This window comes from Alteromonas sp. I10 (assembly GCF_003201515.1).
Classification (GTDB): domain Bacteria; phylum Pseudomonadota; class Gammaproteobacteria; order Enterobacterales; family Alteromonadaceae; genus Alteromonas; species Alteromonas macleodii.
In genome coordinates, this window is record NZ_QJJN01000001.1 from 582411 (window position 1) to 605834 (window position 23424).

A 23424-nucleotide genomic window follows, 5' to 3' on the forward strand; every position below is an offset into this window, starting at 1 on the left:
GGCATGGCTGATATTAAAACACTAGATACAAAAGTTGTGTACGAAAACAAATGGCTTCGCGTAAGAGAAGACAAAATACAACGCAGCAGTGGAAACGAAGGCATTTACGGCGTGGTGGAAAAGCCTGACTTCGCTATTATTTTGCCGATAGAAGGCGATACGGTTTACATGGTTGAGCAATATCGCTATACCATAAAAGAGCGCCAGCTTGAGTTGCCTCAAGGTGCATGGGAAAGTAACCCTGATGTCGACCCTGTTGAATTGGCGAAAGGTGAACTTAAAGAAGAGACAGGCTTAACTGCAGATTCAATGGAATATGTGGGTTTTCAATATTTAGCATACGGTTTTTGTAATCAGGGTTATCACATTTATGTAGCTAAAGGCCTCACCCAAGGCGCACAAAAACTCGATGTTGAGGAAGAAGACTTGCGCGTTGTTTCACTCTCCTTAAATGAATTAAAGGAGAAAATAAAGCGTGGAGAAATCAAGGACGCAAGCACCTGTAACGCAGTGGGGTTAGCCATGCTTAAGGGGATTATCTAAACACCCTGTTACAATTTGCTGACTGTTTTTTCCTTTCTGAGAAGCTAGGGTTTACAGTTTATAACTAAAAACCATTTATAAAGAGATATTTATGGCGTTCAAAGGAAGCTTTTCCATTACTCAATGGGACGAAGACACACTTAGTGAAAGATCGGAGGGAATTAAGGTATCTCACGCTAGTATTAAGCAGGTGTATTCTGGTGAAATGAGTGGCGAATCTAATGTCGAGTTTTTGATGTCTTATCAATCTCAGATGTCTGCCAAATTTACCGGGTTTGAAAGCTTCGTTGGCGTAGTAAACGGTATGCGCGGCACGGTTACTTTTCAGCATGCCGGTAAGTTTGAGAATGGAGTTGCAAGCAGCGAATTTATATCAATTGAAGGGTCTGCTACAGGTGAACTGACGGGAAAAAACCTTCGAGGTAACTTTAAGTCTGGTGAATCGGGTAAAGCTGATTACGCCATTGAAATCGACAACGCTTGATTAATGGGTAAGCGCCAACGAAAAGCGATTTTTTTAAGCCCAAAAAAAACGGCGCCGAAAGGCGCCGCTAAAAGTTGGGAAACAAACCAAGAAACTAACTATTAATTTTCAATTAAACGAGAACCAATCTCTATTTGACGAGGTTTCTTGGCTTCAGGAATGACTCGCTCCATATCGATGTGTAACAGACCGTTTTCCATATCTGCAGCTAGCACTTTTACATGGTCGCCAAGTTGGAATTTACGCTCAAAGTTACGCTCTGAAATGCCCTTGTGTAAGAACTTACGCTCTTTGCTTTCTTTATCGTCCGCTTCCGTTTTCTTCGTGCCCGTAATCGTCAACGTGTTTTCTTCAACCTGAATAGAAACGTCGTCTTTACTAAAGCCGGCAATGGCCATGGTTACACGATACTTGTCATCGCCAAGTAACTCTATGTTATACGGCGGGTAGGTACTTTGCTTCTCAGCACGAGATGCTGCATCAATTAATGACGCTAGGTGATCAGAACCAATGAATGAACGGTAAAGTGGAGATAGATCGATAGTACGCATAGTCATATCCTCAAAATTAAGCAATATGTTAAAAGTTTAAATGCCCCGACTCTGCGGCGGCGGTTTTGTCGACCTGACCTTTCAGCGCCGACAAATCAGATATAGGAATGGTCCAAATACTTTTCAAGAAAGAAAATGCATATTTTTTCCAAAAAACTTGGATTTAATTTTAAGTGTATGTATTTATTGGTTTTATTTGTTTCTTTTTTTACGGCATGAAATGAATCGCATGCTTTTCAATAAATATTGAGAAAAAACCTCACATACAATAAGTGTATGCGAGGTTTTTTATAAAACATTTAGCAATTGTTTAACCAATCCGGTTGTTTATAAATGCTACAATTTGGTTAAGCAAAATGTCTTACCACTTTTATTTGTAAATTTAAAAAATGAAGAAAGAAGTTATAGTTTTAAATTGCGGCAGTTCGTCCGTAAAGTTCGCGATAATTGACGCTGACACTGGAGAGGCTGGACTGTCTGGTATTGCTGAAGCACTAGGTAATAGTGATGCTAGTTTGTCTTACAAGTTAAACGGCAAAAAAGAAAAACGCGCACTACCTGAAAAAGCTGGCCATACCGAAGCGTTAAGCGCAATTTCAGAAGTTATCGCTAGTACGGGCGTTAAGCCTATCGCAATAGGGCATCGTGTTGTTCATGGTGGTGAAAAGTTTAAGCAGGCTGCACTTGTCGATGATAGCGTACTAAAAGCAATTGAAGATTATGCAAGCATGGCTCCGCTTCATAATATGGCGAACCTAAAGGGGATCGTCACGGCGCAAGAGGCTTACCCTGACCTGCCTCACGTAGTCGTATTTGATACTTCTTTCTTTCAAACCTTACCCCAAAAAGCCTTCATTTATGCTTTACCCATGTCGCTTTATCGCGAGCACGGCATAAGACGCTACGGATTCCATGGAACCAGTCACAAGTTCATACTTGATAGCATGGCAAAAATTCTTGAGAAGCCGGTTTCAGATACCAGCATTATCAGTGCCCACCTAGGCAATGGCTGCAGTGTGTCGGCTATAGAAAAAGGTGTGGCAGTAGACACAAGCCTTGGCTTTATTCCTCTTGAAGGCTTAGTTATGGGCACTCGCTGTGGCGACTTAGATCCGAGTCTACCGGGAACGTTGCAGAAGAAGCTTGGCAAAACCGCAGATGAGATAAGTGATTTACTGAACAAACAGTCTGGATTACTTGGTATCTCAGAGCTGAGTAACGACTGTCGAACCCTTGAAGATGCGGCGCTTGAAGGTCACGAAGGTGCATTATTGGCCATTGAAATTTTTTGCTATCGCTTAGCTAAATACATCGCGGGTTATATGGTAGCCGTGCCCACGTTAGACGCTATTGTATTTACAGGCGGAATAGGGGAGAACTCATCGCTTATTCGTGAGACAACTATGGGGTATTTCGCCCACTTTGGAATTAGCTTAGATGAGCAAAGAAATACCGACGCGCGATTTGGTCAAGGTGGAAAGATTACCGCTGATACCGCATCAAAGGCAGTTTATGTTGTGCCTACAAATGAAGAATGGGTGATAGCCGCAGAAGCTGCAACCTTCGCGTAAATTATATAAGCAACGCCAACGCGTTAGCAAAAGCAGGAGTAACTATGTCTCGCAGAATTATGTTGATCCCCGTAGGCACAAGTGTGGGCCTAACTACGGTCAGCATGGGCCTTGTTCGTGCTATCGAGGAACAAGGCATAAAGCTCAATTTCTTTAAGCCCGTTGCACAGCCACGCAAAGGCGATAACGGCGAAGAGCGCTCTACAGCAATTATTGCGCACCATGCCAGTGTGTCGCCCATCACGCCTTTCGAGCTTGAATACGTAGAGCGAATGATCAGTAACGACAGCACCGATGAGCTCTTAGAGGAGATCATCGAGCGGTTTGAAGAAAGCAGTGTTCAAGAGGCCGTTACTGTTATTGAAGGATTGGTGACAACTCGCCATCATCCTTATGCAGAGCGCCTGAATTTAGAAATTAGTCGGGCACTTGATGCCGACATCGTTTTCGTGGCTGTGCCGGGAAATGAGTCGACCACGGATATCAATCATCGCCTCGAAATCGTTGTAGACACCTATGGCGGTCACAAAAGTCAAAAAGTAGTGGGCTGTATCTTCAACAAGGTTAACGCGCCTTTTGATGAACATGGTCGCTTACGCGCTGATATTGGCGCAATAGAAGCCCCTGAGCACGACGAAGAGCGAACCCAAGCCTTACGTGATTTGCCTATTTTCAAAAAGGGCTTGAGTCTACTTGGCACAATTGACTGGAGCGCTGATTTAGTATCTCCTCGCGCCACCGACGTAGCGAAGCATCTTAACGCTAGCTTGTTAAACGAAGGCGAGTTGGCTGAGCGGCGTTTAAGTAGTGTCACGTTTTGCGCGCGAGAAATTCACAATATGACGCACACCTTAAAGCCGGGGGCGCTACTTGTAATGTCGGGTGATCGCGGCGATGTTTTTGTGTCGTGCTGTTTAGCTGCATTAAACGGCACAAAGCTAGGCGCGCTCTTGCTTACCGGCGGCTATCAGCCGGATGAAAACATTATGGCGTTGTGTAGCCAGGCCATGGAAACGGGTTTACCGGTTATGCTGGTAAATTCCAATACGTGGCAAACAGCACAAGCACTTCACGCTTTTAATCAGGAAGTACCTGTAGATGACAGTAAACGCATTGAAAAGGTGATGGTTCACACTGCGGAAAGTTTAGACGCAAGTTGGGTAAATTCACTTACCCAAAAAGTGTCGCGCCAGAAAAAACTCTCTCCATCAGCGTTTCGTTTTTACCTAACAAACCGTGCAAGGCAGGTAAATAAACGCATTGTGCTTCCTGAAGGAAACGAGCCAAGAACCGTGGTGGCGGCCTCTATTTGTGCCAAACGGGGTCTTGCTCGTCCTGTATTGCTAGGCGATGAAACTGAGATTAGACGGGTAGCAGAACAGCAAGGTGTTGTACTGAGCGAAGGCGTTGAGATTCTCTCGCCGTCGGCCATTAAAAAAGACTATGTTGAGAGCTTAGTGGCGCTACGCGGCCATAAAGGTGTGACGGAAGTGGTTGCCCAAGAGTTGTTAGAAGATAACGTAACTCTGGGCACGATGATGCTTCAGCAAGATGACGTGGATGGATTAGTGTCAGGTGCAGTAAATACAACTGCGAACACTATTCGCCCAGCGCTCCAGTTAATAAAGACCGCTGAAAACGCGTCTTTGGTGTCGTCAGTATTTTTTATGCTGTTGCCTGACCAAGTTTTGGTTTACGGCGACTGTGCAATTAACCCAGATCCCAACGCTCAACAGCTCGCTGATATTGCTATTCAATCTGCGGAATCTGCACAAATGTTTGGCATTGAACCGCGGGTTGCGATGATTAGCTACAGCACTGGTTCGTCAGGTGCAGGAAGCGATGTAGAAAAGGTGAGAGAAGCGACCAAAATTGCGCAAAGCCTTCGCCCTGATTTACTTATTGATGGTCCACTTCAATACGATGCAGCGGCTATCGAAAGTGTGGGCAAGAGCAAGGCACCAAATAGCCCTGTTGCTGGTAAGGCAAACGTGTTTGTTTTTCCTGACCTCAATACCGGAAATACCACTTACAAAGCGGTACAGCGTAGTTTCGATCTAGTGTGTATTGGCCCAATGCTGCAAGGCATGCGAAAGCCCGTTAACGATTTAAGTCGCGGTGCATTGGTTGACGATATTGTATTTACCATAGCACTTACTGCTATTCAGGCGGCAGGTAACGTTTAACGTTCTATTTAACAGATTAGACTACCTATCTGTTGTAAGGTAGTTGCTGCTAACAAAAACGGCGCTACTTCATTTGAAGTAAGCGCCTTTTTTTGCGCTTTTGGTTGTATTTTACTCACCCATCAGCTTGTCATTTTTGAGGGGGATACTGTTATTATTTGTATCTCTGGCATTTATGATTACAAAAGCCTCATTGATAAAATCTAAAGTAATCTTGATCCTTCCGTTTTGATTTCCATTTTTTAGTGCTTCTGGAGATGTGTAAAAGATTGCGTTTAAGTCCAGGTCTAAATCTTTACCATTTGGTAATTCAACGGCTTGTAGAGATGAGTCCAAAATCGCTAAAACATCTTTTTTCGCTCCACCAATAAACCAGTCATATACATCGTTTCGTTGGTAGCTAGCTGACAAAAATTCGTAGGGAGAACCTTTGACCAAAATGACGCCCTTAGAGACATAGCCAGATTTATTGTCGAAAGTATTAAGAGAATATTGTGGGTGAGTCGGAGATATTATGTGTGTTTTACTATCTAAAGATGAGTCGTATAGCTGGTTAGAAAAGTTAGCGATATAGGCACCGAGTGCATCTCTGAAGCGAAAGTAGAGATCTATGTCGCGTTGTTCACTAGTTGAAAAACTAACAGGGGTGGAGTTTGTAACTGGTTCTCCATCGCCATCAATTTCTAAACTAGTGCGAAATTTATGTGCGGTCGCATTCCTGAAGTTTACAACGGCTATATTGCTTGAGCCGACTCTTTTCTGGCTCAGTTCTGCTGCCCGTTTCATACCGTCATAGGTACATCCATTACATGGGGTAAGTTTAATAGTAGCACTGGCTTCATAGCTGACGAGTGTTGCCGCAATAACTACAATTACTGTAAATAATATAGCCTTAAGATTCATAGCGTCTCCTTCAATTCCTTGGATAGACGAATTCTTTGAGGTTAAAACGATTCTTTCGCGAAATTAGTATCGCAAGCTCGCTCCTACTGGTTTTTTAAGTAATACAAGTTGGGTAGGCCCTACATTGGCATAGCATAAACATTGTTTCAACCCGCTGCTATTGAGCAATCAGCGCTGCCTGCGTTTAATTAAGACCGCGCAAACAAATAGCAAAATAACTATAAACCAAACACCTAGCTCTTGAAGATGGTAATACGGTGTAAACCCTCTGGTTGCGACAACTGGCGCCGAAATATTACCTGCCATGAATTGAGGTAGCCGAGCAGTTATTTCGCCTCTGTGGTCTATAAAAGCCGTAATGCCATTATTTGTCGCTCTAACGACAGGGCGGCCTAACTCAAGGGCGCGCATTTGCGCTATCTGCAAATGCTGAGCAGGCCCATGTGAGTGACCAAACCACGCATCATTACTCACGGTTATGATCATGTCGGTATTTTCATATACATTTGCCATCACTTGATGAGGAAACGCAATTTCAAAACAGATAGCGGGGGCTAGGTGAATGCCGTTAGCTTCAAGGTTTGCCTGTTGATAGTCACCTCGAGAGAATGATGACATAGGTAAATCGAATAGGGGAGCGAGCGGGCGAAGCCAGTCTTCAAAAGGTACGAATTCGCCTACGGGCAATAGATGATGTTTCGAAAATCGGTTGTTGTGGAAATATTGATAGTCGGGATAAGCGGCATCTGGCGTACGTTTACCTAGCACAATTAGGTTGTTCCACGCTTCATCAGTTTCCCAGTTGTAATTAACAATACCCGTAATAAGTGCCGTGTTCTCTTGAAAGGCTCTTTCGTTAACTTTAGCAAGATAAGGTTGGGCTAATGGTTCTAACTTAGGGACCGCGGCTTCAGGCCAAATGATGAGGTCGTTATCCCATAAGCTTTCAGTTAATTTCCAATAGGTGTCCATGGTTGGACCATCTTGCTCTGGCACCCATCGCAGACTTTGCGCGATGTTGCCTTGAGCCATGCCTACTGAGTAGGTTTTTTGGGGGGCAACCCAAGTATGTTGTTTAAGAAGGTAGCCACTGGTAAATAAGCACAGTGCCACTAGCACTGCGTTGGCGAAAGTTCGCTTATTGTGTATCAACGCAAATAGCGTAGCGCTGATAACGATAAGCGCGCTTATTCCCGTTTCTCCGATGATTGGCGCAAAGCCTGAAAGAGGGCTCTCTAATTGACTATACCCTAAAGATAACCATGGAAAGCCGGTTAGCATCCAGCTTCGTAACCACTCAGCCGCAACCCAGAAAAGAGGTAACGCCATTGGCCACAAGTGAGGAGAGAAGAACTTGGCGGTTAACTTGGTGGCAAGCGCAGGATAAAGCGATAAGTAGCCACATAGCAACGCCATAATGCCAATAGATGCCGCAATGGGAAGCCCGCCAAAGTCGGCAATACTCACATGAACCCAACTTATACCCGCCCCAAACCATCCCGCACCGAACAGCCATCCGGCTAAAAATGGGCGATGTTTGAGCTTTATCACCTGACGTATAGCAAGTGCAAGCGCAGGAATAGTTAAAAGCCACATGTTAAAGGGAGCAAAAGCAAGGGTTAAGCTTGCACCACTTAGTAAAAGAAGAAGGTGGGGAGTAAACCGTTTCAGCATAGGAGTCATCTGATCGTGGTTAATAGAGTTGTTACGTCAACATAGGGTGAGCACGCATAAAATCATGCTGCCCTATGCTGAAACAGGCGTAGTTTGCGTTACTTCACTATTCGAGCGAAGGCACTGAAACCTTAAGTTGGATAAGTCGGCGCTTATCAGAGTTAGTCACTTTAAATTGAATGTCGCCAATGGTGATTTCGTCATTGGTTTCAGGCATATGACCAAACGCTTTCAGCACAATACCGCCAATAGTGTCGGCTTCTTCTTCGCTAAACTTGGTTTCAAAAAACTCGTTAAAATCGTCAACCGGTGTTAAGGCTTTAACAGAGTATGTTGATTTATTTAACGGGCGAATATCATCGGTACCATCTTCTTCCGTATCGTATTCGTCTTCAATTTCACCCACGATAATTTCAAGGATATCTTCAATCGTGACTAGACCAGACACACCGCCATATTCGTCTACAACAATGGCCATGTGGTAGCGTTGCTGACGGAACTCTTTAAGCAGAACGTCCACGCGTTTACTTTCTGGAACAATAACCGCTGGGCGAAGAATATCGCGAAGGTTAAATTCTTTTTCCGCGTTAAAAGCAAAAGCCAAAAGATCTTTTGCTAACAGGATACCTTCGATGTGGTCTTTATCTTCGCTGATAACAGGGAAACGGGAGTGAGCAGATTCAAGCATTACAGGTAAAAACTCTTCTACCTTTTGCTCTACATCGATGGTGGTCATTTGAGCGCGAGGGATCATGATATCCCTTACTCGCATTTCATTTACCCCAATAACCCCTTCAATCATTTCGCGGGTTTGTGGGTCTATGATTTCGTTCTGTTCAGCATCAGTAATAACCGATACTAACTCTTCTTTACTTCTCGGCTCGCCAGAAATTGAATTTTTTAGTTTATCTAACCAACTCTTGCCTGATGAGCCGTTGGTAGAGTGAGGATTATCGTCGCTCATAATGTCCGTTTAATTGTTAGTTCAACGCCAACGTTAAAATGGTTCTCGCTGGTCGTCAATGTTTTATTGTTATTAAGTGTTAAAGTACTTAACTAACAATGGTTTATATTGAATTGTTAATCAATAGATTCGTAAGGATTAGCAATGCCAAGGTGCGCAAGAATATCAATTTCCTTGCTTTCCATTTCCTCAGCTTCCGCATCATCAATATGGTCGTAACCCATTAAATGCAATAGCCCGTGAACAGTCATGTGCGCGTAGTGGTTGCTTACGTCTTTATGCTGTTCTTCGGCTTCTCGACTAATAACGGGGGCACAAATAACCAGGTCGCCTAAAAGGTTTATTTCTATACCTGGAGGCGCTTCAAACGGAAAAGATAAAACATTTGTGGGTTTATCTTTTCCTCGGTATTCATGGTTAAGGCTTTGACTTTCGGCTTCGTCAGTAAAGCGAATGGTCACTTCTTGCTCAGCTAACCCTTCGTAATTGAGCACGGCGTTAGCCCAAAGCTCAAGTTCCGAAGGTGAGGGAATGGCCGACAAAATGGCCTCGTCACCTTCAAACAATTGCTGTACATCAATAATGGCACTCACGATGCGTTGTCGCCTTTCGTTTGCGTGGCGTTATCGTCTTGAGAAGCCTGTTCACGTTGAAGTCGCAACGCTTCTTCTTTACGTGCTTTGCGAAGACGCTCTTGTTCAGCATCGTGCACTTCATAGGCTCTTACGATGCGCGCAACCACAGGGTGGCGGACCACGTCTTCAGCATTAAAGAAGTTGAAAGAAATGTCATCCACTTCACTTAACACTTCAATAGCATGACGAAGACCTGATTTTGCACCGCGAGGTAAGTCTACCTGCGTGATGTCACCGGTGATCACCGCTTTTGAATTGAAGCCAATACGGGTTAAGAACATTTTCATTTGCTCTACCGTGGTGTTTTGACTTTCATCCAGGATAATAAAGGCATCGTTCAGCGTTCGACCGCGCATATAGGCCAGCGGTGCAACTTCAATGACGTTGCGTTCCATAAGCTTTTCTACTTTCTCGAAGCCCAACATTTCAAATAGGGCGTCGTAAAGCGGACGAAGGTACGGGTCAACTTTTTGTGAAAGGTCGCCGGGCAAGAAGCCGAGTTTTTCACCCGCTTCTACCGCAGGGCGGGTAAGCAAGATACGGCGAATTTCTTGTCGCTCTAGTGCATCCACAGCAGCGGCAACGGCTAGGTAGGTTTTACCCGTTCCGGCAGGTCCAATACCAAAAGTAATATCGTGGTTTACTATGTTCGCCACATATTGCGCTTGGTTAGGATTGCGCGGCTTAATAACACCGCGCTTGGTTTTAATATTCACTTCTTTGCCGTAGCCGCCGGTTGCGTCTTTTTCAATAACGCGGGCTTCTTGAATGGCAAGGTGAACTTGTTCTGCTTCTAGCTCGGGAATACGGCCTTTGATAGGCTGTGTTTCTATGTAAAGAAGCTTAAGTAATTCGCTAGCACTTTTTATTTGCTGCGGTTCACCCAACACCTTGAATGCGTTATTGCGGTAGGTAATCTCTACGCCTAACCTGCGCTCAATTTGTTTAATGTTGTCATCAAAGGGGCCACATAAACTCGACAAACGTTTGCTATCTGCCGGTTCTAATTCAAATTCGTTACTAACCAATGTACTCAAGCTACTTTTTTCCTCGCTATAAAATGTATTTAGGCTGGGTTAAATTGACCCACGCCAAGCTCATCGGGCAAATCTGCCTGATGCTTTGCCATGATAGATTGGGGCGAAACGGCAACACGCAAGCCCATTTCGCTCTCTCTGCGCACAACTTCACCACGTAATGAGTTAGTGAATACGTCAGTGATGTTTACATCAACGAATTCGCCAATCATGTCTGGTGTGCCTTCGAAGTTCACTACACGGTTATTTTCAGTACGTCCCGAAAGCTCCATTGGGTTTTTCTTCGACGGACCTTCAACCAAAATTCGCTGCTCTGTGCCAACCATGTGACGAGCAATACGAAGGGCCTGTTGCGTAATACGCTGCTGTAGTAGGTGAAGACGTTGCTTCTTAGTTTCTTCACTTACGTCATCTACTGCGTCGGCAGCAGGCGTACCCGGGCGAGCACTGTAAATAAAGCTGAAGCTAAGGTCGTAATCGACTGCCTGAATCAAATCCATGGTGGCTTCAAAGTCGGCATCTGTTTCACCTGGGAAACCAATAATGAAGTCGCTCGATAAGCTAATGTTCGGGCGAATTTTCTTCAGCTTACGCATTTTAGACTTGTATTCGATTGCTGTATGGCCACGCTTCATCAAGTTCAATATACGGTCAGAGCCGCTTTGAACAGGCAAATGTAGGTGGTCTACTAACTCCGGAATAGACGCGTATGCTTCTATAATGTCATCAGTAAATTCAACCGGGTGTGAGGTGGTGTAACGAATTCTGTCGATACCGTCGATGGCCGCTACTAATTCAAGCAGCTCAGAGAAACGACAAATTGTACCGTCGTAATTTTCACCGCGATACGCGTTAACGTTTTGACCTAGAAGATTTACTTCACGCACGCCTTGACCTGCAAGCTGAGCGATTTCAAGCAATACGTCGTCAACAGGACGGCTTACTTCTTCACCGCGGGTGTAAGGCACAACACAGAATGTGCAGTATTTTGAACAGCCTTCCATGATTGAAACGAACGCCGTTGGACCTTCAGCACGTGGTTCAGGCAAACGGTCAAATTTTTCAATTTCCGGGAAGCTAACGTCAATGACTGACTTTGCGCCGCCCTGAAGCTGATTGATCATTTCAGGCAAGCGGTGCAGTGTTTGTGGACCAAATACTAAGTCTACGAAAGGCGCGCGCTGACGAATAGTATCGCCCTCTTGAGAGGCTACACAGCCGCCCACACCGATAATAAGTTCAGGTTTATCTTGCTTAAGTGTTTTCCAACGTCCCAGCTGGTGGAACACCTTTTCCTGTGCTTTTTCACGAATTGAGCATGTGTTAAGCAAAATAACATCGGCTTCTTCAGCACTTTCTGCAGCACTGTAGCCATGCGTTGAGTCTAGTAAGTCTGCCATTTTCTCCGAGTCGTACTCGTTCATTTGGCAGCCCCAGGTTTTGATATACAGCTTTTTAGTCATAACAACTATTCGATAACCTGTTAGTGTTCCTGTAAGTGAGAGCAGTTTCACCGTTGTTTAGAAAAGGTGGCTGCCAGAATGTTATTTTACGTAAGGCGCTTAAATCACCACGTAAAAAACACTGATAATGTCAGTTACAGGAAGATGTTCAAAATAGCCGCATATTTTACCTGTTATGCAAGCATATTCCCAGTATCTTGAGACGATTCGTTAAGAATTGATCTAGGGCAAGCCAGTTCTACGTTTTACTTCACAGCGCTTTGTGTTTTAAGACATAATGCAAGTGCGTGTTTTAAGGAGAGTAAATGGTCGATTTTTGTATAAATGGCGGCGGTATGGTAGGTGCTGCACTTGCGTTGGGACTTGCTCAGCAGCAGTTTAAGGTAGCAGTGATAGAGCCGTATCTACCAGCACCTTTTAACGCTGAGAAGGGGCCCGACTTAAGGGTTTCAGCCATCAGCGAAGCATCGGTAACGCTGTTAAAAGCCCTTGGTGCTTGGGAGCACATAGCCGCCATGCGTGTTAAACCTTACACAGGCCTTAGCGTGTGGGACGACCCGGCCCATCGAACAGACTTTACCGCACAAAGTATCGACATGCCCCAGCTAGGCTTTTTTGTGGAAAACCGATTGTTGCAGCTGGGGTGCCACCACGCATTAAAGCAGTTTGACAATGTTGAGCTCATTACCGGACAAACGGTGCAAGATATTCAATTAACGAATACGGCTAAGGTCAGCCTTTCGAATGGCAGAACCATTGAAGCGAGCTGGCTTGTTGGCGCAGATGGTGCAAACTCTCAGGTAAGAAAGGCGGCGGGCATTGGCACCACAGGTTGGCAATATGCGCAGCAGGCGATGGGGATCACTATAAAGATGGAGAACGCCGTTGAACCTGTAACCTGGCAGCAGTTTACATCGAGTGGCCCTAAAGCCTTTTTACCTATGTTTGATAACTTCGCTTCGCTGGTTTGGTATGACTCGCCTGACGAACTCAAACGGATTAAAAGTTTAAAAGCGAGCCAACTTGAAAGTGAAATTCTTAAAACGTTTCCAGACGAATTGACCAGAAATGGCAATCGCTTTTCGGTTATTGATAAAGCGATTTTTCCGCTTACCCGTTCTCATGCCAATCACTATGTGAAAGGCTGTTGTGCGTTAGTTGGTGATGCAGCACACACTATTAATCCGCTTGCCGGACAGGGTGTTAATTTAGGTTTTAAAGATGTAGAAACCTTTCTTTCTGTGTGTGCTGAATTCAAGCCATTCGGTAGCGACAACGCATTGTCGCTAACCGATAAAGTATTTTCTCAAAGGCTTATCAGCAATTATGAAAAGCCACGAAAGCGAGATAATTTGGTGATGATGACGGCAATGGATGGGTTTTATACCTTGTTTAGCAATGACGTTGCCCCCATAAAATGGATAAGAAACCAGCTTCTTTCTGTGGCGCAGCGCATAGAGCCTGCTAAACAAGAAGTGCTCAAATATGCGATAGGGTTACGATAATGGAAGTGTTAATTTTACTGGCGGTGTTATTTGGTGCGCTAGCATTGATTATACCGCTAATAGAACGCTCTAAAATGCGAATCAGTAATGAGGATGCTGCGAAATGGGCTAAGTGGATTTGGCCCTTAATGGGGATTTTGCTTATCGCCCAGTTGTTGCGGTTACTGTTCTCTTAGCTGCTGCTTAGGTTTAAAAAGTCACAAAATCTAGCCACTTGCCGAACTCAAATCAATTCACTTTTTCAAAGGTTCAAAGGAATGACCGTACAATTTTCGCAAGGGTTCTCCAATCAATGTCCGTGGGTTAATCTAAAAGGCTATAGCCTTTATTATATTTGGCAAGGGCATCCAGCAGACGAAGGCGAAAAACACTTTTATCAGTTGAAGAGTAAACCTGACCCTGAAAAGGTTGAGGTGATGTCTGCCTGCTGGGATGGCTATGCAGGCAGTTACCAGTTAAGTGCTGAAGGAAGCCTTATTCTCACTCGGTTTTATTACTTCCTCCCCAACGGGTTAGGGGAGTCCGATGCCTTACTTGAGGAGTTACACGGCGACTTTTACTTAGAATTTAGAACCCACTTTGAAGGCGACCAGCTATATGTACCGTTTGCTGATGGTAGAGTGACTGTTGACCAGGAACAGTGGGTTGAGGTAAAGCGAGCCTACGTTAATGTGAAAACGGACAAAAATGGTTTTTCCACTTGGTTTAAACGGTTCATTCCGGACCGCTTGTTTAAGTAAATCAGGGCTCATCCAACTGGTTTCACGGCAATTTTCATGAAATGCACTGCGTCAGTTTTTGTAAGCCTTCATCTACATTAATGTGTTTGTTGTGGCCATTGTCCTTTCAAATCGATAATGACTTTGTCTATCATCTTAATAGTTGTTTGATTATCGTCTTGCAGTAAGGCAAACGCTCGTAAGCCAACGAACTGATTTTGAAGCCACTCTGCGGCTGTTGACGTTGGCGTATGTTCAGGCAGCTCACCTTTTTCGATACAGGCTTCAATAATATTTCTAAAACCAGCCTTAAGGGTTTGCATGCTCTCAAGTACAGCTTTTTTGGCAATATCACCAATGAGTTCTAATTCTGCAATAGACTTAACCAACAAGCACTGGCGCATGTAGCGTTGCTCGTCGGGGCCAGTTAATGCTGTTTCAAAAAAGTGGTAAAGAGCGTCTAAAGGTGATTGAGCTTCTGTGACTTGCTTTAAACGTTTTGCACTGTTGTCTGCATAATGCTCAACAACAAGTTTGAATAAACCTTCTTTGCTTTGAAAACGCGCATAAATACTACCCGGACGCATATCCAATGCCTGCTGAATATCACGCATGCCAGCCGCCTGAAAGCCTCGTTGCCAAAAAAGCGTAGTGGCTTTTTCTATAATCTCATCGTGGTCATATTTCATCGCTGCATACCTTATACGTGAATATTTTGAACATATGTTCAATTATCGCTTGAACGATCGTTCAAGTAAACCTATTATTATTGGCATACGAGTTGTGAGTAGCGCAAAGCGTTGCTTGCAGTTTTTGATCACATCAATAGGAGAGTGACATGAGCGATTTTACTTTACACACGAAAGAGAGTGCGCCAGAAGCAGCGAAGCCTTTACTTGATAATTCGCAAGCAGCATTTGGAATGGTTCCAAATCTACATGCAGTAATGGCAGAAGCGCCGACTTTGCTTGAAGGCTATCAAGTGCTGCATAAACTAGCGCAAGAAACATCGTTCAATGCAGAAGAGTTAACGGTGGTTTGGCAGGCAGTGAATGTAGAGCACGCGTGTCATTACTGCGTTCCAGCGCATACGGGTATTGCTAAGAGTATGAAAGTGCGCGATGACCTAATTGAAGAGTTGCGAAACGATGAAACACTGTCTGACAGCAAATTGAATACGCTTAAAGAAACTGTGCTGGCTGTAACTCGCGGGCGAGGTAATGTTGATAATGCGCAGCTTGACGCATTTTACAGCGCTGGATACAAGCATCAGCAATTGTTAGAAATCATACTTATATTGGCACAAAAAGTGATGAGTAATTATACCAATCATTTGGCCGATACGCCTGTTGACGAACCTTTCAAAAAATTTGATTGGTCGCCTAAATAATCATTTGATAGCTCTTTTAAAACGGAAGCAAGGCTTCCGTTTTTTGTTTCTGGCTTAAACGCTTGCGAGCAATCTCGCAAAAACTGAATAGCAGTAGGCTACACAGTGTGTAGATAAAAAGCGCAAACAGCATTTTTCTATTCCTATTCAAAATACGACTATTAAGACGCTAAGGGCAGCTGCGGGCTTAATTCTTCTACGGTTTCCATTGCAACTAACTCTTCGTATCCCTTTTGCTGCAACAGTGTTTTCAAATCGTCGCAATTACTGCATTTATTTTGTTTAGCGATCGCCACTGCTTCGATGAAACACGATAGGTGAGTTATAGATTGTGCTTGTGTCATGGTCTACTTCACTTCTGATTTTACGTAAGTTCGTTGTTTCCATTTTTATTGGGATTACTTTGGCTTAGCCTGAAGTCACTAATGTGACGCTAGCATTATGCTTTTATGAAAAATAAGGGTGAAAAGTTCAAAATACCTTGAAATGTATATACATAGGCTATACATTTTGTTTTCGAATAATGTGGTAGTACTTGCAGATTCTCATTGAACGACATACTGCACGTATTGATATTTGCAAGGATTTAAGGTGTCTGAAAAAAACAATAAAAAGAAGAAAAAGAATAGTCAGATGATTATTCGAATCAACGACGAAGAGCGTGCTCAGTTTATCGCGTTATGCGAAGACCTAGACACTTCTGCTGCTCGTGAAGTTAGACACTTTATTCGGGAATTTATTGCCAAACACGGCGATCAATAGCGGCTTTGCTAAACGTTATGTGAGTGAAGCGAACACTACAAATAAAGATAAGGATTTACATCATGGCTAAGAAAAAAGAGTTAAAAAAAGCGATTAAAGCAACTAAGGCGAAAATTTCTAAGCAAGAAGGAAAACTGAAAAAGCTTAAGAAGAAGCTTAAAAAAGCATAAGCGCCTATTTGGCACTCATTAGTGCAAATTTAGTATGAAAAGCGCTCTGAACGGAGCGCTTCTTTTGTTTCATGTACTCTAGTCCAAATTACCTTTTGTGAAGGTGGCACCTTCCTACCGCCTTACCACCAGTGCAATAGATGATTTCGTCGCTTCATCTTCAAAATTCTGCCTGTCGTCGATATTAAGGATTTATTACAACTTTAGTATTGTGCGAGCGAATCTTTTTGTGATTTACTCAGCCTTCAAGCACCGCGTGCTTTTCATCTCTAATAATAATAAGTCTGATCAGACAATCTGGCGTTTAGCAGTACCCCAACAACAGAAAGAAGATATTGTATTTCAACGCGTTTTTGATTCACGAAATACAAAACTACACACTTCGAAAAGTAAAATTTAAAAGAATTCAGGAACAACACAATGCAACAGGCAAAATTTAACGCTTCTGCTTTCAAGCTTTCCCTCATTGCTTCTGCAATTGCAGGAATGGCTTTTTCCTCTTCGTCAGTGCTTGCACAGGAGCAAGTTTCTGTTGATGAGCAAGATGTTGAGCAAATCCAAATTGTAGGTTCACGTCGCGTTGGTCGCACCATCAATGACTCCCCTGTACCTATCGACATTATCGATGCTTCATCTATAGAAGCAACGGGGCTCACTGAAACCAACATGATCTTAAACCAGTTACTGCCCAGCTTTAACTTCCCTCAGCCATCTATTACTGATGGCACCGACCACGTACGACCAGCGCAGCTGCGTGGTTTAGCACCAGACCACACGCTGGTATTAGTTAATGGTAAGCGTCGTCACACCTCTGCGCTTCTTAATTTAAATGGTTCGGTGGGCCGTGGCTCTTCAGCGGTAGATTTAAACGCTATCCCGGCTAATGCGATTAAGCGTATTGAGGTGTTGCGTGACGGTGCTGCGGCTCAGTACGGCTCAGACGCCATTGCCGGTGTTATTAATATTGTTTTGAAAGATGCTGCCGAAGGCGGTGAAGTGTCGGCAACGTATGGTGCCAACGTTACAACAATGGACGGTGTGCCTAACCTTGAAGGTGTGAGTGTTGGTGCTGACGGTAATTTAGCATTCGCTGAAGGAAGCGACAGAGACGTAACCGATGGACAAACCTTTACCCTTCGCGGCAACGTAGGTTTCGAATGGGGAGATGACGGCTTCGTTAACGTATCAGGTGAATACCGCGACCGTGGACAGGCGAACCGTTCGGACTACGACCAGCGAGAAAACTATGCGCGAGACGCGGACGGCAACCTGGACCCTCGTGAGCTTACGGTCAACCGCTACAATCACGTTTACGGAAATGGTGAGGTGGAAGATTACGCCTTGTTCATAAACGCGGGCAAAGCCCTTAATGATAGCGTTGAGTTTTATACTACCGCAGGCTACAGCACTCGTGATTCGGTAGGCGGAGGCTTTTACCGTCGTGCTCAAGATTCACGAAACGTAGTTGAAATTTATCCAGACGGATTCCTACCTTCTATTCAAACTGACATAACCGATATGTCGCTGCTTGCTGGTATTAAGGGCTATGGCGATGTGTGGAATTACGACTTGTCCGTAACACATGGTGGTAATGAGCTTGAGTATGGTGTTATCAACACCCTAAACACGTCTTTAGGTCCAACGAGTCAAACTGAGTTTGACGCGGGTACGCTAGAATACAACACCACAATTGTGAATGCTGACGCGTCACGTTTGGTAGATACCGGGTATTTCTACAGCGAAATGAACTTCGCCATGGGCGCAGAATATCGTCATGAGAGCTATGAAATAACTGCAGGTGAAGAAGGGTCTTACATACAAGGTACGTTTGGACCTGGCGGCGTGGTGACTGACCCGGTAGACGGCCCGTTTGGTGCTGCTGGTTCGCAAGTATTCCCAGGCTTTACACCAGAATCTGCAGGTGAAAACAGCCGTCATAACTATAGCTTCTATGTGGATGTAGAAGCTGACGTTGTAGAAAACTGGAACGTAGCAGTGGCAGGGCGCTATGAAGATTATTCTGACTTCGGCAGTACGTTTAATTGGAAAATGTCTCACCGTGTAACCCTGAGTGATGCATTTGCACTTCGAGCGTCAGTATCAACCGGCTTTAGAGCACCATCGCTACAACAGCAATTCTTCACCTCAATCGCGACGGTATTTGTTGATGGCGAGCCAACAGAGACGGGCACATTTGCGCCGTCAAGTGATGTTGCGCAAGCGCTGGGCAGCCCAGGTCTTGATGCAGAAGAATCGAATAACTACAGTGCAGGTTTTACCTACTCGCCAACCGCCGATTTCAACCTGACAGTAGACTTTTACCGCATTGATATTGACGATCGTATCGTGTTGTCTAACAACCTATCAGGTGAGGGTATAGAAGCATTACTTGCGGGTACGGGCGCTAATCAGGCACGATTCTTCTTAAATGCGATAGATTCGCGTACGGAAGGTGTTGATATTGTTTCTACCTATACGCTTAATACGTCAGATTATGGTGCGTTTAACTTTAACGCAGGTGCTAACTTTAACGATAACGAAGTAACAAATGTTATCGATGCACCTGATGTGTTGCAAAATGCAGGCTTCGACCAGACTAACTTGTTCGATGATGTTGAACTACGTCGCTTCGAAACGGCTTCGCCTGACAGCAAACTTAACTTAGGTGTTACGTGGAATTATGACCGCTACACAACAACCTTACGCACTACTCGTTATGGTGAAGTGGAAGACCCATCGTCAGTTGAAGCACGCAATGAAATCATTCCATCAGAGTGGATCACAGACCTAGACGTTCGCATTGCGTTAACGGAAGGACTTACCGTTTCTGTTGGTGCTAACAATTTGTTTGATGTGTACCCAGAAACAACCCGTGAACTTGTGGATGATGTAACCACGTTCTCGCGCTTATTCCCGTATTCAGGCTTTTCGCCTTACGGTTTTACAGGCCGTTTTGTTTACGGAAAAGTCTCGTATAGCTTTTAATTAGCATCGGTTCTTGAGTGCTGAAAGCCAGTTGATTAATAATCAACTGGCTTTTTTGTACCTGTTACTTAGTCATTTTTCTCAAAGGTAACCGCACAGCGATGTTCGTTTAAAAGCGCAAAGTCTTCTTTGGGAATAAAAGCGTCGTAATCACGTTGCAGCTTAACTTGTGCTTCTTTGCGAATTTTACTGCGGCGTATAGCCGTTACGAAATTGCGCATTTCATGGTGAGTAGATAACTCTAGCTCAGGGACTGAAACAGGTGTGCCGCTATCATCTTTGGCAACCATGGTAAAAAAGCTGTTGTTGGTATGTTTGACCTCGTTGGTTTTGATATTTTCCGTAGTGACTTTTATCCCTACTACCAAGGATGTGTTTCCGACATAATGAACGGTAGCGTCGAGGTGAAGTAAGTCACCCACTTCAACAGGCTGTAAAAACTCGACGCCATCAACAGTAACGGTTACACAATAGGCCCCTGCGTGTTTACTTGCGCAGGCATAGGCGACTTTATCCATTAACGATAAAATGACACCGCCATGCACCTTACCGCCAAAATTAGCAAAAGATGGCACCATTAATTCAGTCAGTCTTGTTCTTGAAAAAGCGACATTACGTGCAGTCATAAACAACCTTTGATCTTAAGCCCTTGAAAAGCGCCGAATAAGCGTTCATATCAGTATTAGATTTACCCTACCACAAATTTTAAGGAATGGTTTTGTCACAAACGCATTTTTATCAACCAAAAGAAGGTCATGGCTTGGCTCACGATCCGTTTAACGCGATCATCGCACCGCGCCCAATCGGATGGATCTCTACAAAATCAAAAACGGGAGTGTTAAACCTTGCTCCTTACAGTTTTTTCAATGCGTTGAACTACACGCCGCCAATTATCGGCTTTTCAGTAGTAGGCAGTAAGAAAGATTCACTGGTAAACGTGCAGGAAACGGGTGAGTTTTGCTGGAATCTTGTATCGGAAGATTTGATTGATGCGATGAACACGACGAGTAAACCTCTGGCACCTGAAGAAAGTGAATTTGACCATGCAGGGCTTCAAACTGTAGAAAGTGAAGTGGTAAGCGTTCCCCGCGTAAAAGCGAGTAAGGTGAGCATGGAATGTAAGCTAACTGATATGGTACAGCTTAAGACCGCCTCAGGTGAGGAGGTGAATAGCTGGTTTATCATGGGTGAAGTAGTGGGTGTACACATTGATAAGTCACTCATAGAGAACGGCGTTTACAGCACGCTGAAAAGTGCGCCAGTTACCCGTGGTGGCGGACGAGGCGATTATTACACTATTTCCCGAGATAACTTTTTCGAAATGCTAAGACCAGAGTAACGGTCTTTAATAAAACAGTGACAACGCGTCAATATTAACCGGTGACCTAAATGCTAAATATGAACTTTGATGAACGCCTAGCGATCAATACGCAAATGCAAGAGTGGCAAGCGTCACCGTCTTCTACGGTATGGCGGAAGCCTTTAGAGCGTGAAGCAAAAGAGTCTGGTCATACAACTAGCGTCGTGAAGTACGAAGCTGGCGCGAGCTTTAAGCAGCACAGTCATCCTTATGGTGAAGAAATTTTGGTGCTTGAAGGTGTGTTTTCCGATGAACACGGTGATTACCCTGCAGGCACTTACGTGCGCAATCCTCCAGGCAGTAAGCACAGCCCGTTCAGTAAAGAAGGCTGTGTTATTTTAGTGAAGCTGAATCAGTTTGATAAACGCGATTTGGCTGAGGTTAGGGTGAACACTAACACGGCAGAATGGCTGCAAGGGCAGGGCGGTTTAAAAGTGATGCCGCTACACAACTTTGAGCATGAACATGTGGCGCTAGTTAAGTGGCCAGTTGGTGAGGTATTTAAGCCTCACAAGCATTTCGGAGGTGAAGAAATTTTTGTGCTATCGGGTACATTTAAAGACGAACATGGTGCATACCCAAAAGGCACATGGTTGCGCAATCCTCATATGAGTCAGCATCATCCTTACGTGGATGAGGAAACAATAATATGGGTGAAGACAGGGCATTTGCCAGTAGCGTTGTAGGCCGCCATTTCATTTGTTGCAGGTAAATCAAAACCAGTGTTTTACATGCGGTCAATTGCTACAAACGAAAAAGGCTAACCCGAGGTTAGCCTTTCTTTTGTTTAATCTCACTAGGTCAAAGTTAGTCTGGTAACATCTAACTCTAAAACACTAACCTAGTAAAAGCCGGACTTAATCCCAAATACCCTCTTCTGACTTACCCTGTATTTCACAGTCGCCCGCTTTGTATTCCATGTTTGCGCCACTGTCTTTTTTCTTAAAGTAGTCTTTGCTGATAGACACAATGGTAGGAGTCATCCACACAATAGCGATGATGTTAATCACCGTCATTAGGCCTAACGCCATGTCGGCCATGGCCCATACCTGAGGTAGGGCTGCCTGTGCGCCCCAGTAAATCATGCCTAAATAACCAATAGTGTAAACTGCACGGCCTATTTTATTATCTAGCTTGAACATATGCAGATTACTCTCGCCATAGGCATAGTTTGCCACTACAGACGTGAATGCAAATAAGCTGATGGCGGCAGCCACAAAATCAGTACCACCTTCGCCTAGGTGACTGCTCATCGCATCTTGGGTTAGGCGTATGCCTTCCATTTGATCAGAGCTTGAACCGCCAGCAAGTAAAATGATGAAGGCAGTAGACGTACATAGCACGAGTGTATCTAAGAAAACGCCAAGCATCTGAATGTAACCTTGTGATACGGGGTGATTAGGGTTTGGCACAGCACTCGCCGCAGCGTGCGGTACAGAGCCGCTGCCCGCTTCGTTTGAATACAGTCCGCGCTGAATACCATTTTTAATGGCCGCACCGAGTGCACCAGCGCCAGCTTCCTGTAAGCCAAATGCTGATTTAACGATATCGAGCAGCATGGCTGGCAGTTCGGAAATATTGATGAAGGTAATAGCCAATGCCACAAGCACGTAGCCTATTCCCATAAAGGGCACCACAAACTCGGCAAAGCGCGCAATGCTTTTAAGGCCTCCCACGACGATTAAGGCTGCTAGTGCAATAATGGCTAGGCCTACATATTCCGTGGGGAATGAGTATGCATTGTTTAATGCATCGGTAATAGTATTGGCTTGAACGGCGCTAAAGACAAAGCCGTAGCCAAAGAACAAACATAGAGAAAATGCGACTGCAAGCCAGGTTTTGTTCAAACCCTGCTTGATGTAATAAGCGGGACCGCCACGGAACTCGCCGTTTTCGTCACGGACTTTATATAGCTGACCTAGTACACTTTCGGCAAAGCCAGTGGCCATACCTAAAAGGGCAATCATCCACATCCAAAAAATAGCGCCAGCACCGCCTAGAGATATAGCAACCGCGACGCCAGCTAAGTTACCCGTGCCTACACGAGCCGATAAGCTGGTACATAAAGCTTGGAATGAACTGATCCCATCCTTAGTAGAAGTGTTACTGCCCTTTAGTAGGCTGAACATATGGCCGAAGTGCCTAAGCTGCACACCGCCAAGTTTAACGGTAAACCAGATACCACATGCAAGCAGCATAATGATAAGTACCTGACCGTCTCCCCAAAGAATATTGTTAACTAATGAAACGAATTCGTTAATCACGCACTTTCCTTCGTTATTGTTTTAATTATTGCTCGGCGTGTAGAAATGAACTGAACATGACAGGTGCGTTGTCAGAACAAACGCTTCGGCTTAAGCAAACTTTTATTTGCTAAACCTTGGAATAAGCCGAGCTATATCGATAAAAAACCAATACTAGCACGACAATTAAATGATTGGACAATGAAAACGTACTGAAACTATGACGTTTTATGCTCGCATATAGCAAATTTATTCATTCATGGGGGAGAAGAACACATT

23 protein-coding genes are annotated in these 23424 nt (G+C 44.4%); 12 read left to right on the plus strand and 11 right to left on the minus strand.

Features of this window, described 5'->3' with window-relative positions; all coding sequences use genetic code 11:
- Positions 1-3 precede the first annotated feature (3 nt).
- Together BZA03_RS02490 and BZA03_RS02495 are read left to right on the plus strand one after the other, a co-directional pair.
- Positions 4-543, plus strand: a complete 540-nt coding sequence (locus BZA03_RS02490) for an NUDIX hydrolase (RefSeq protein WP_014976126.1) — start codon at positions 4-6, stop codon at positions 541-543.
- A gap of 91 nt (positions 544-634) precedes the next feature.
- Complete coding sequence (locus tag BZA03_RS02495) at positions 635-1027, plus strand: DUF3224 domain-containing protein (RefSeq protein ID WP_075176290.1); 393 nt, start codon at positions 635-637, stop codon at positions 1025-1027.
- Between the two features lie 101 nt (positions 1028-1128).
- Here BZA03_RS02495 and BZA03_RS02500 read toward each other — a convergent pair whose 3' ends face one another.
- Positions 1129-1578: an Hsp20 family protein gene (locus BZA03_RS02500; RefSeq protein WP_014976128.1), complete on the minus strand. Its 450-nt coding sequence runs from the start codon at positions 1576-1578 to the stop codon at positions 1129-1131.
- A gap of 389 nt (positions 1579-1967) precedes the next feature.
- Here BZA03_RS02500 and BZA03_RS02505 point away from each other — a divergent pair, with 389 nt between their 5' ends.
- Positions 1968-3149, plus strand: a complete 1182-nt coding sequence (locus BZA03_RS02505) for an acetate kinase (protein WP_110287883.1) — start codon at positions 1968-1970, stop codon at positions 3147-3149.
- Between the two features lie 44 nt (positions 3150-3193).
- Positions 3194-5335, plus strand: coding sequence for a phosphate acetyltransferase (gene pta, locus BZA03_RS02510; RefSeq protein WP_075176291.1), 2142 nt, complete (start codon positions 3194-3196; stop codon positions 5333-5335).
- Positions 5336-5446: 111 nt separating this feature from the next.
- Here the strand turns inward: pta and BZA03_RS02515 are convergent, their stop codons facing one another.
- From BZA03_RS02515 to miaB, 6 genes are all read right to left on the minus strand, one after another.
- Positions 5447-6238 carry a hypothetical protein gene (locus BZA03_RS02515; RefSeq protein ID WP_075176292.1) on the minus strand — a complete coding sequence of 264 codons (792 nt, stop codon included), beginning with the start codon at positions 6236-6238 and terminating at the stop codon, positions 5447-5449.
- 168 nt (positions 6239-6406) lie between these two features.
- Positions 6407-7912 carry an apolipoprotein N-acyltransferase gene (gene lnt / locus BZA03_RS02520; RefSeq protein ID WP_110288080.1) on the minus strand — a complete coding sequence of 502 codons (1506 nt, stop codon included), beginning with the start codon at positions 7910-7912 and terminating at the stop codon, positions 6407-6409.
- A gap of 106 nt (positions 7913-8018) precedes the next feature.
- On the minus strand, positions 8019-8876 hold the full coding sequence (gene corC, locus BZA03_RS02525) for a CNNM family magnesium/cobalt transport protein CorC (protein WP_014948991.1): 858 nt from the start codon (positions 8874-8876) through the stop codon (positions 8019-8021).
- Between the two features lie 116 nt (positions 8877-8992).
- Positions 8993-9469, minus strand: coding sequence for an rRNA maturation RNase YbeY (ybeY, locus tag BZA03_RS02530; protein WP_110287884.1), 477 nt, complete (start codon positions 9467-9469; stop codon positions 8993-8995).
- Entirely contained in the window at positions 9466-10548 is a 1083-nt protein-coding gene (locus BZA03_RS02535) for a PhoH family protein (RefSeq protein ID WP_110287885.1), read from the minus strand. Before BZA03_RS02535 ends, ybeY begins: the two co-directional genes overlap by 4 nt.
- A gap of 29 nt (positions 10549-10577) precedes the next feature.
- Positions 10578-12011: a tRNA (N6-isopentenyl adenosine(37)-C2)-methylthiotransferase MiaB gene (gene miaB, locus BZA03_RS02540; protein ID WP_014948994.1), complete on the minus strand. Its 1434-nt coding sequence runs from the start codon at positions 12009-12011 to the stop codon at positions 10578-10580.
- Positions 12012-12316: 305 nt separating this feature from the next.
- Between miaB and BZA03_RS02545 the strand changes: the two genes are divergently transcribed.
- The 3 genes from BZA03_RS02545 to BZA03_RS02550 all read left to right on the plus strand — a co-directional run bounded on the left by BZA03_RS02545 (position 12317) and on the right by BZA03_RS02550 (position 14256).
- On the plus strand, positions 12317-13516 hold the full coding sequence (locus BZA03_RS02545) for an FAD-dependent monooxygenase (RefSeq protein WP_110287886.1): 1200 nt from the start codon (positions 12317-12319) through the stop codon (positions 13514-13516).
- Positions 13516-13692 (plus strand): hypothetical protein, encoded by a 177-nt coding sequence (locus tag BZA03_RS20385; RefSeq protein ID WP_014948996.1) that lies wholly within the window; start codon positions 13516-13518, stop codon positions 13690-13692. Before BZA03_RS02545 ends, BZA03_RS20385 begins: the two co-directional genes overlap by 1 nt.
- 81 nt (positions 13693-13773) lie before the next feature.
- On the plus strand, positions 13774-14256 hold the full coding sequence (locus tag BZA03_RS02550; RefSeq protein ID WP_110287887.1) for a hypothetical protein: 483 nt from the start codon (positions 13774-13776) through the stop codon (positions 14254-14256).
- A gap of 77 nt (positions 14257-14333) precedes the next feature.
- Here the strand turns inward: BZA03_RS02550 and BZA03_RS02555 are convergent, their stop codons facing one another.
- Complete coding sequence (locus BZA03_RS02555) at positions 14334-14924, minus strand: TetR/AcrR family transcriptional regulator (RefSeq protein WP_014976138.1); 591 nt, start codon at positions 14922-14924, stop codon at positions 14334-14336.
- Between the two features lie 149 nt (positions 14925-15073).
- On the opposite strand from BZA03_RS02555, the gene BZA03_RS02560 reads away from it, so the two are divergent.
- Positions 15074-15625, plus strand: coding sequence for a carboxymuconolactone decarboxylase family protein (locus BZA03_RS02560; RefSeq protein WP_110287888.1), 552 nt, complete (start codon positions 15074-15076; stop codon positions 15623-15625).
- 161 nt (positions 15626-15786) lie between these two features.
- Here BZA03_RS02560 and BZA03_RS02565 read toward each other — a convergent pair whose 3' ends face one another.
- Positions 15787-15969, minus strand: a complete 183-nt coding sequence (locus tag BZA03_RS02565) for a hypothetical protein (protein ID WP_039216244.1) — start codon at positions 15967-15969, stop codon at positions 15787-15789.
- Between the two features lie 247 nt (positions 15970-16216).
- Between BZA03_RS02565 and BZA03_RS20390 the strand changes: the two genes are divergently transcribed.
- Together BZA03_RS20390 and BZA03_RS02575 are read left to right on the plus strand one after the other, a co-directional pair.
- On the plus strand, positions 16217-16387 hold the full coding sequence (locus BZA03_RS20390) for a hypothetical protein (protein WP_014949001.1): 171 nt from the start codon (positions 16217-16219) through the stop codon (positions 16385-16387).
- Positions 16388-16977: 590 nt separating this feature from the next.
- Positions 16978-19542: a TonB-dependent siderophore receptor gene (locus BZA03_RS02575; protein WP_110287889.1), complete on the plus strand. Its 2565-nt coding sequence runs from the start codon at positions 16978-16980 to the stop codon at positions 19540-19542.
- Positions 19543-19610: 68 nt separating this feature from the next.
- Here BZA03_RS02575 and BZA03_RS02580 read toward each other — a convergent pair whose 3' ends face one another.
- Positions 19611-20168 (minus strand): acyl-CoA thioesterase, encoded by a 558-nt coding sequence (locus BZA03_RS02580; RefSeq protein WP_069944046.1) that lies wholly within the window; start codon positions 20166-20168, stop codon positions 19611-19613.
- 92 nt (positions 20169-20260) lie between these two features.
- Between BZA03_RS02580 and BZA03_RS02585 the strand changes: the two genes are divergently transcribed.
- The gene (locus BZA03_RS02585) at positions 20261-20881 is read left to right on the plus strand and encodes a flavin reductase family protein (protein ID WP_110287890.1); all 621 of its coding nucleotides are present in this window, start codon (positions 20261-20263) and stop codon (positions 20879-20881) included.
- Positions 20882-20931: 50 nt separating this feature from the next.
- On the plus strand, positions 20932-21588 hold the full coding sequence (locus BZA03_RS02590) for a cupin domain-containing protein (protein ID WP_110287891.1): 657 nt from the start codon (positions 20932-20934) through the stop codon (positions 21586-21588).
- 171 nt (positions 21589-21759) lie between these two features.
- Here the strand turns inward: BZA03_RS02590 and BZA03_RS02595 are convergent, their stop codons facing one another.
- Positions 21760-23166 (minus strand): sodium:alanine symporter family protein, encoded by a 1407-nt coding sequence (locus tag BZA03_RS02595; protein ID WP_075176299.1) that lies wholly within the window; start codon positions 23164-23166, stop codon positions 21760-21762.
- Positions 23167-23424 lie beyond the last annotated feature (258 nt).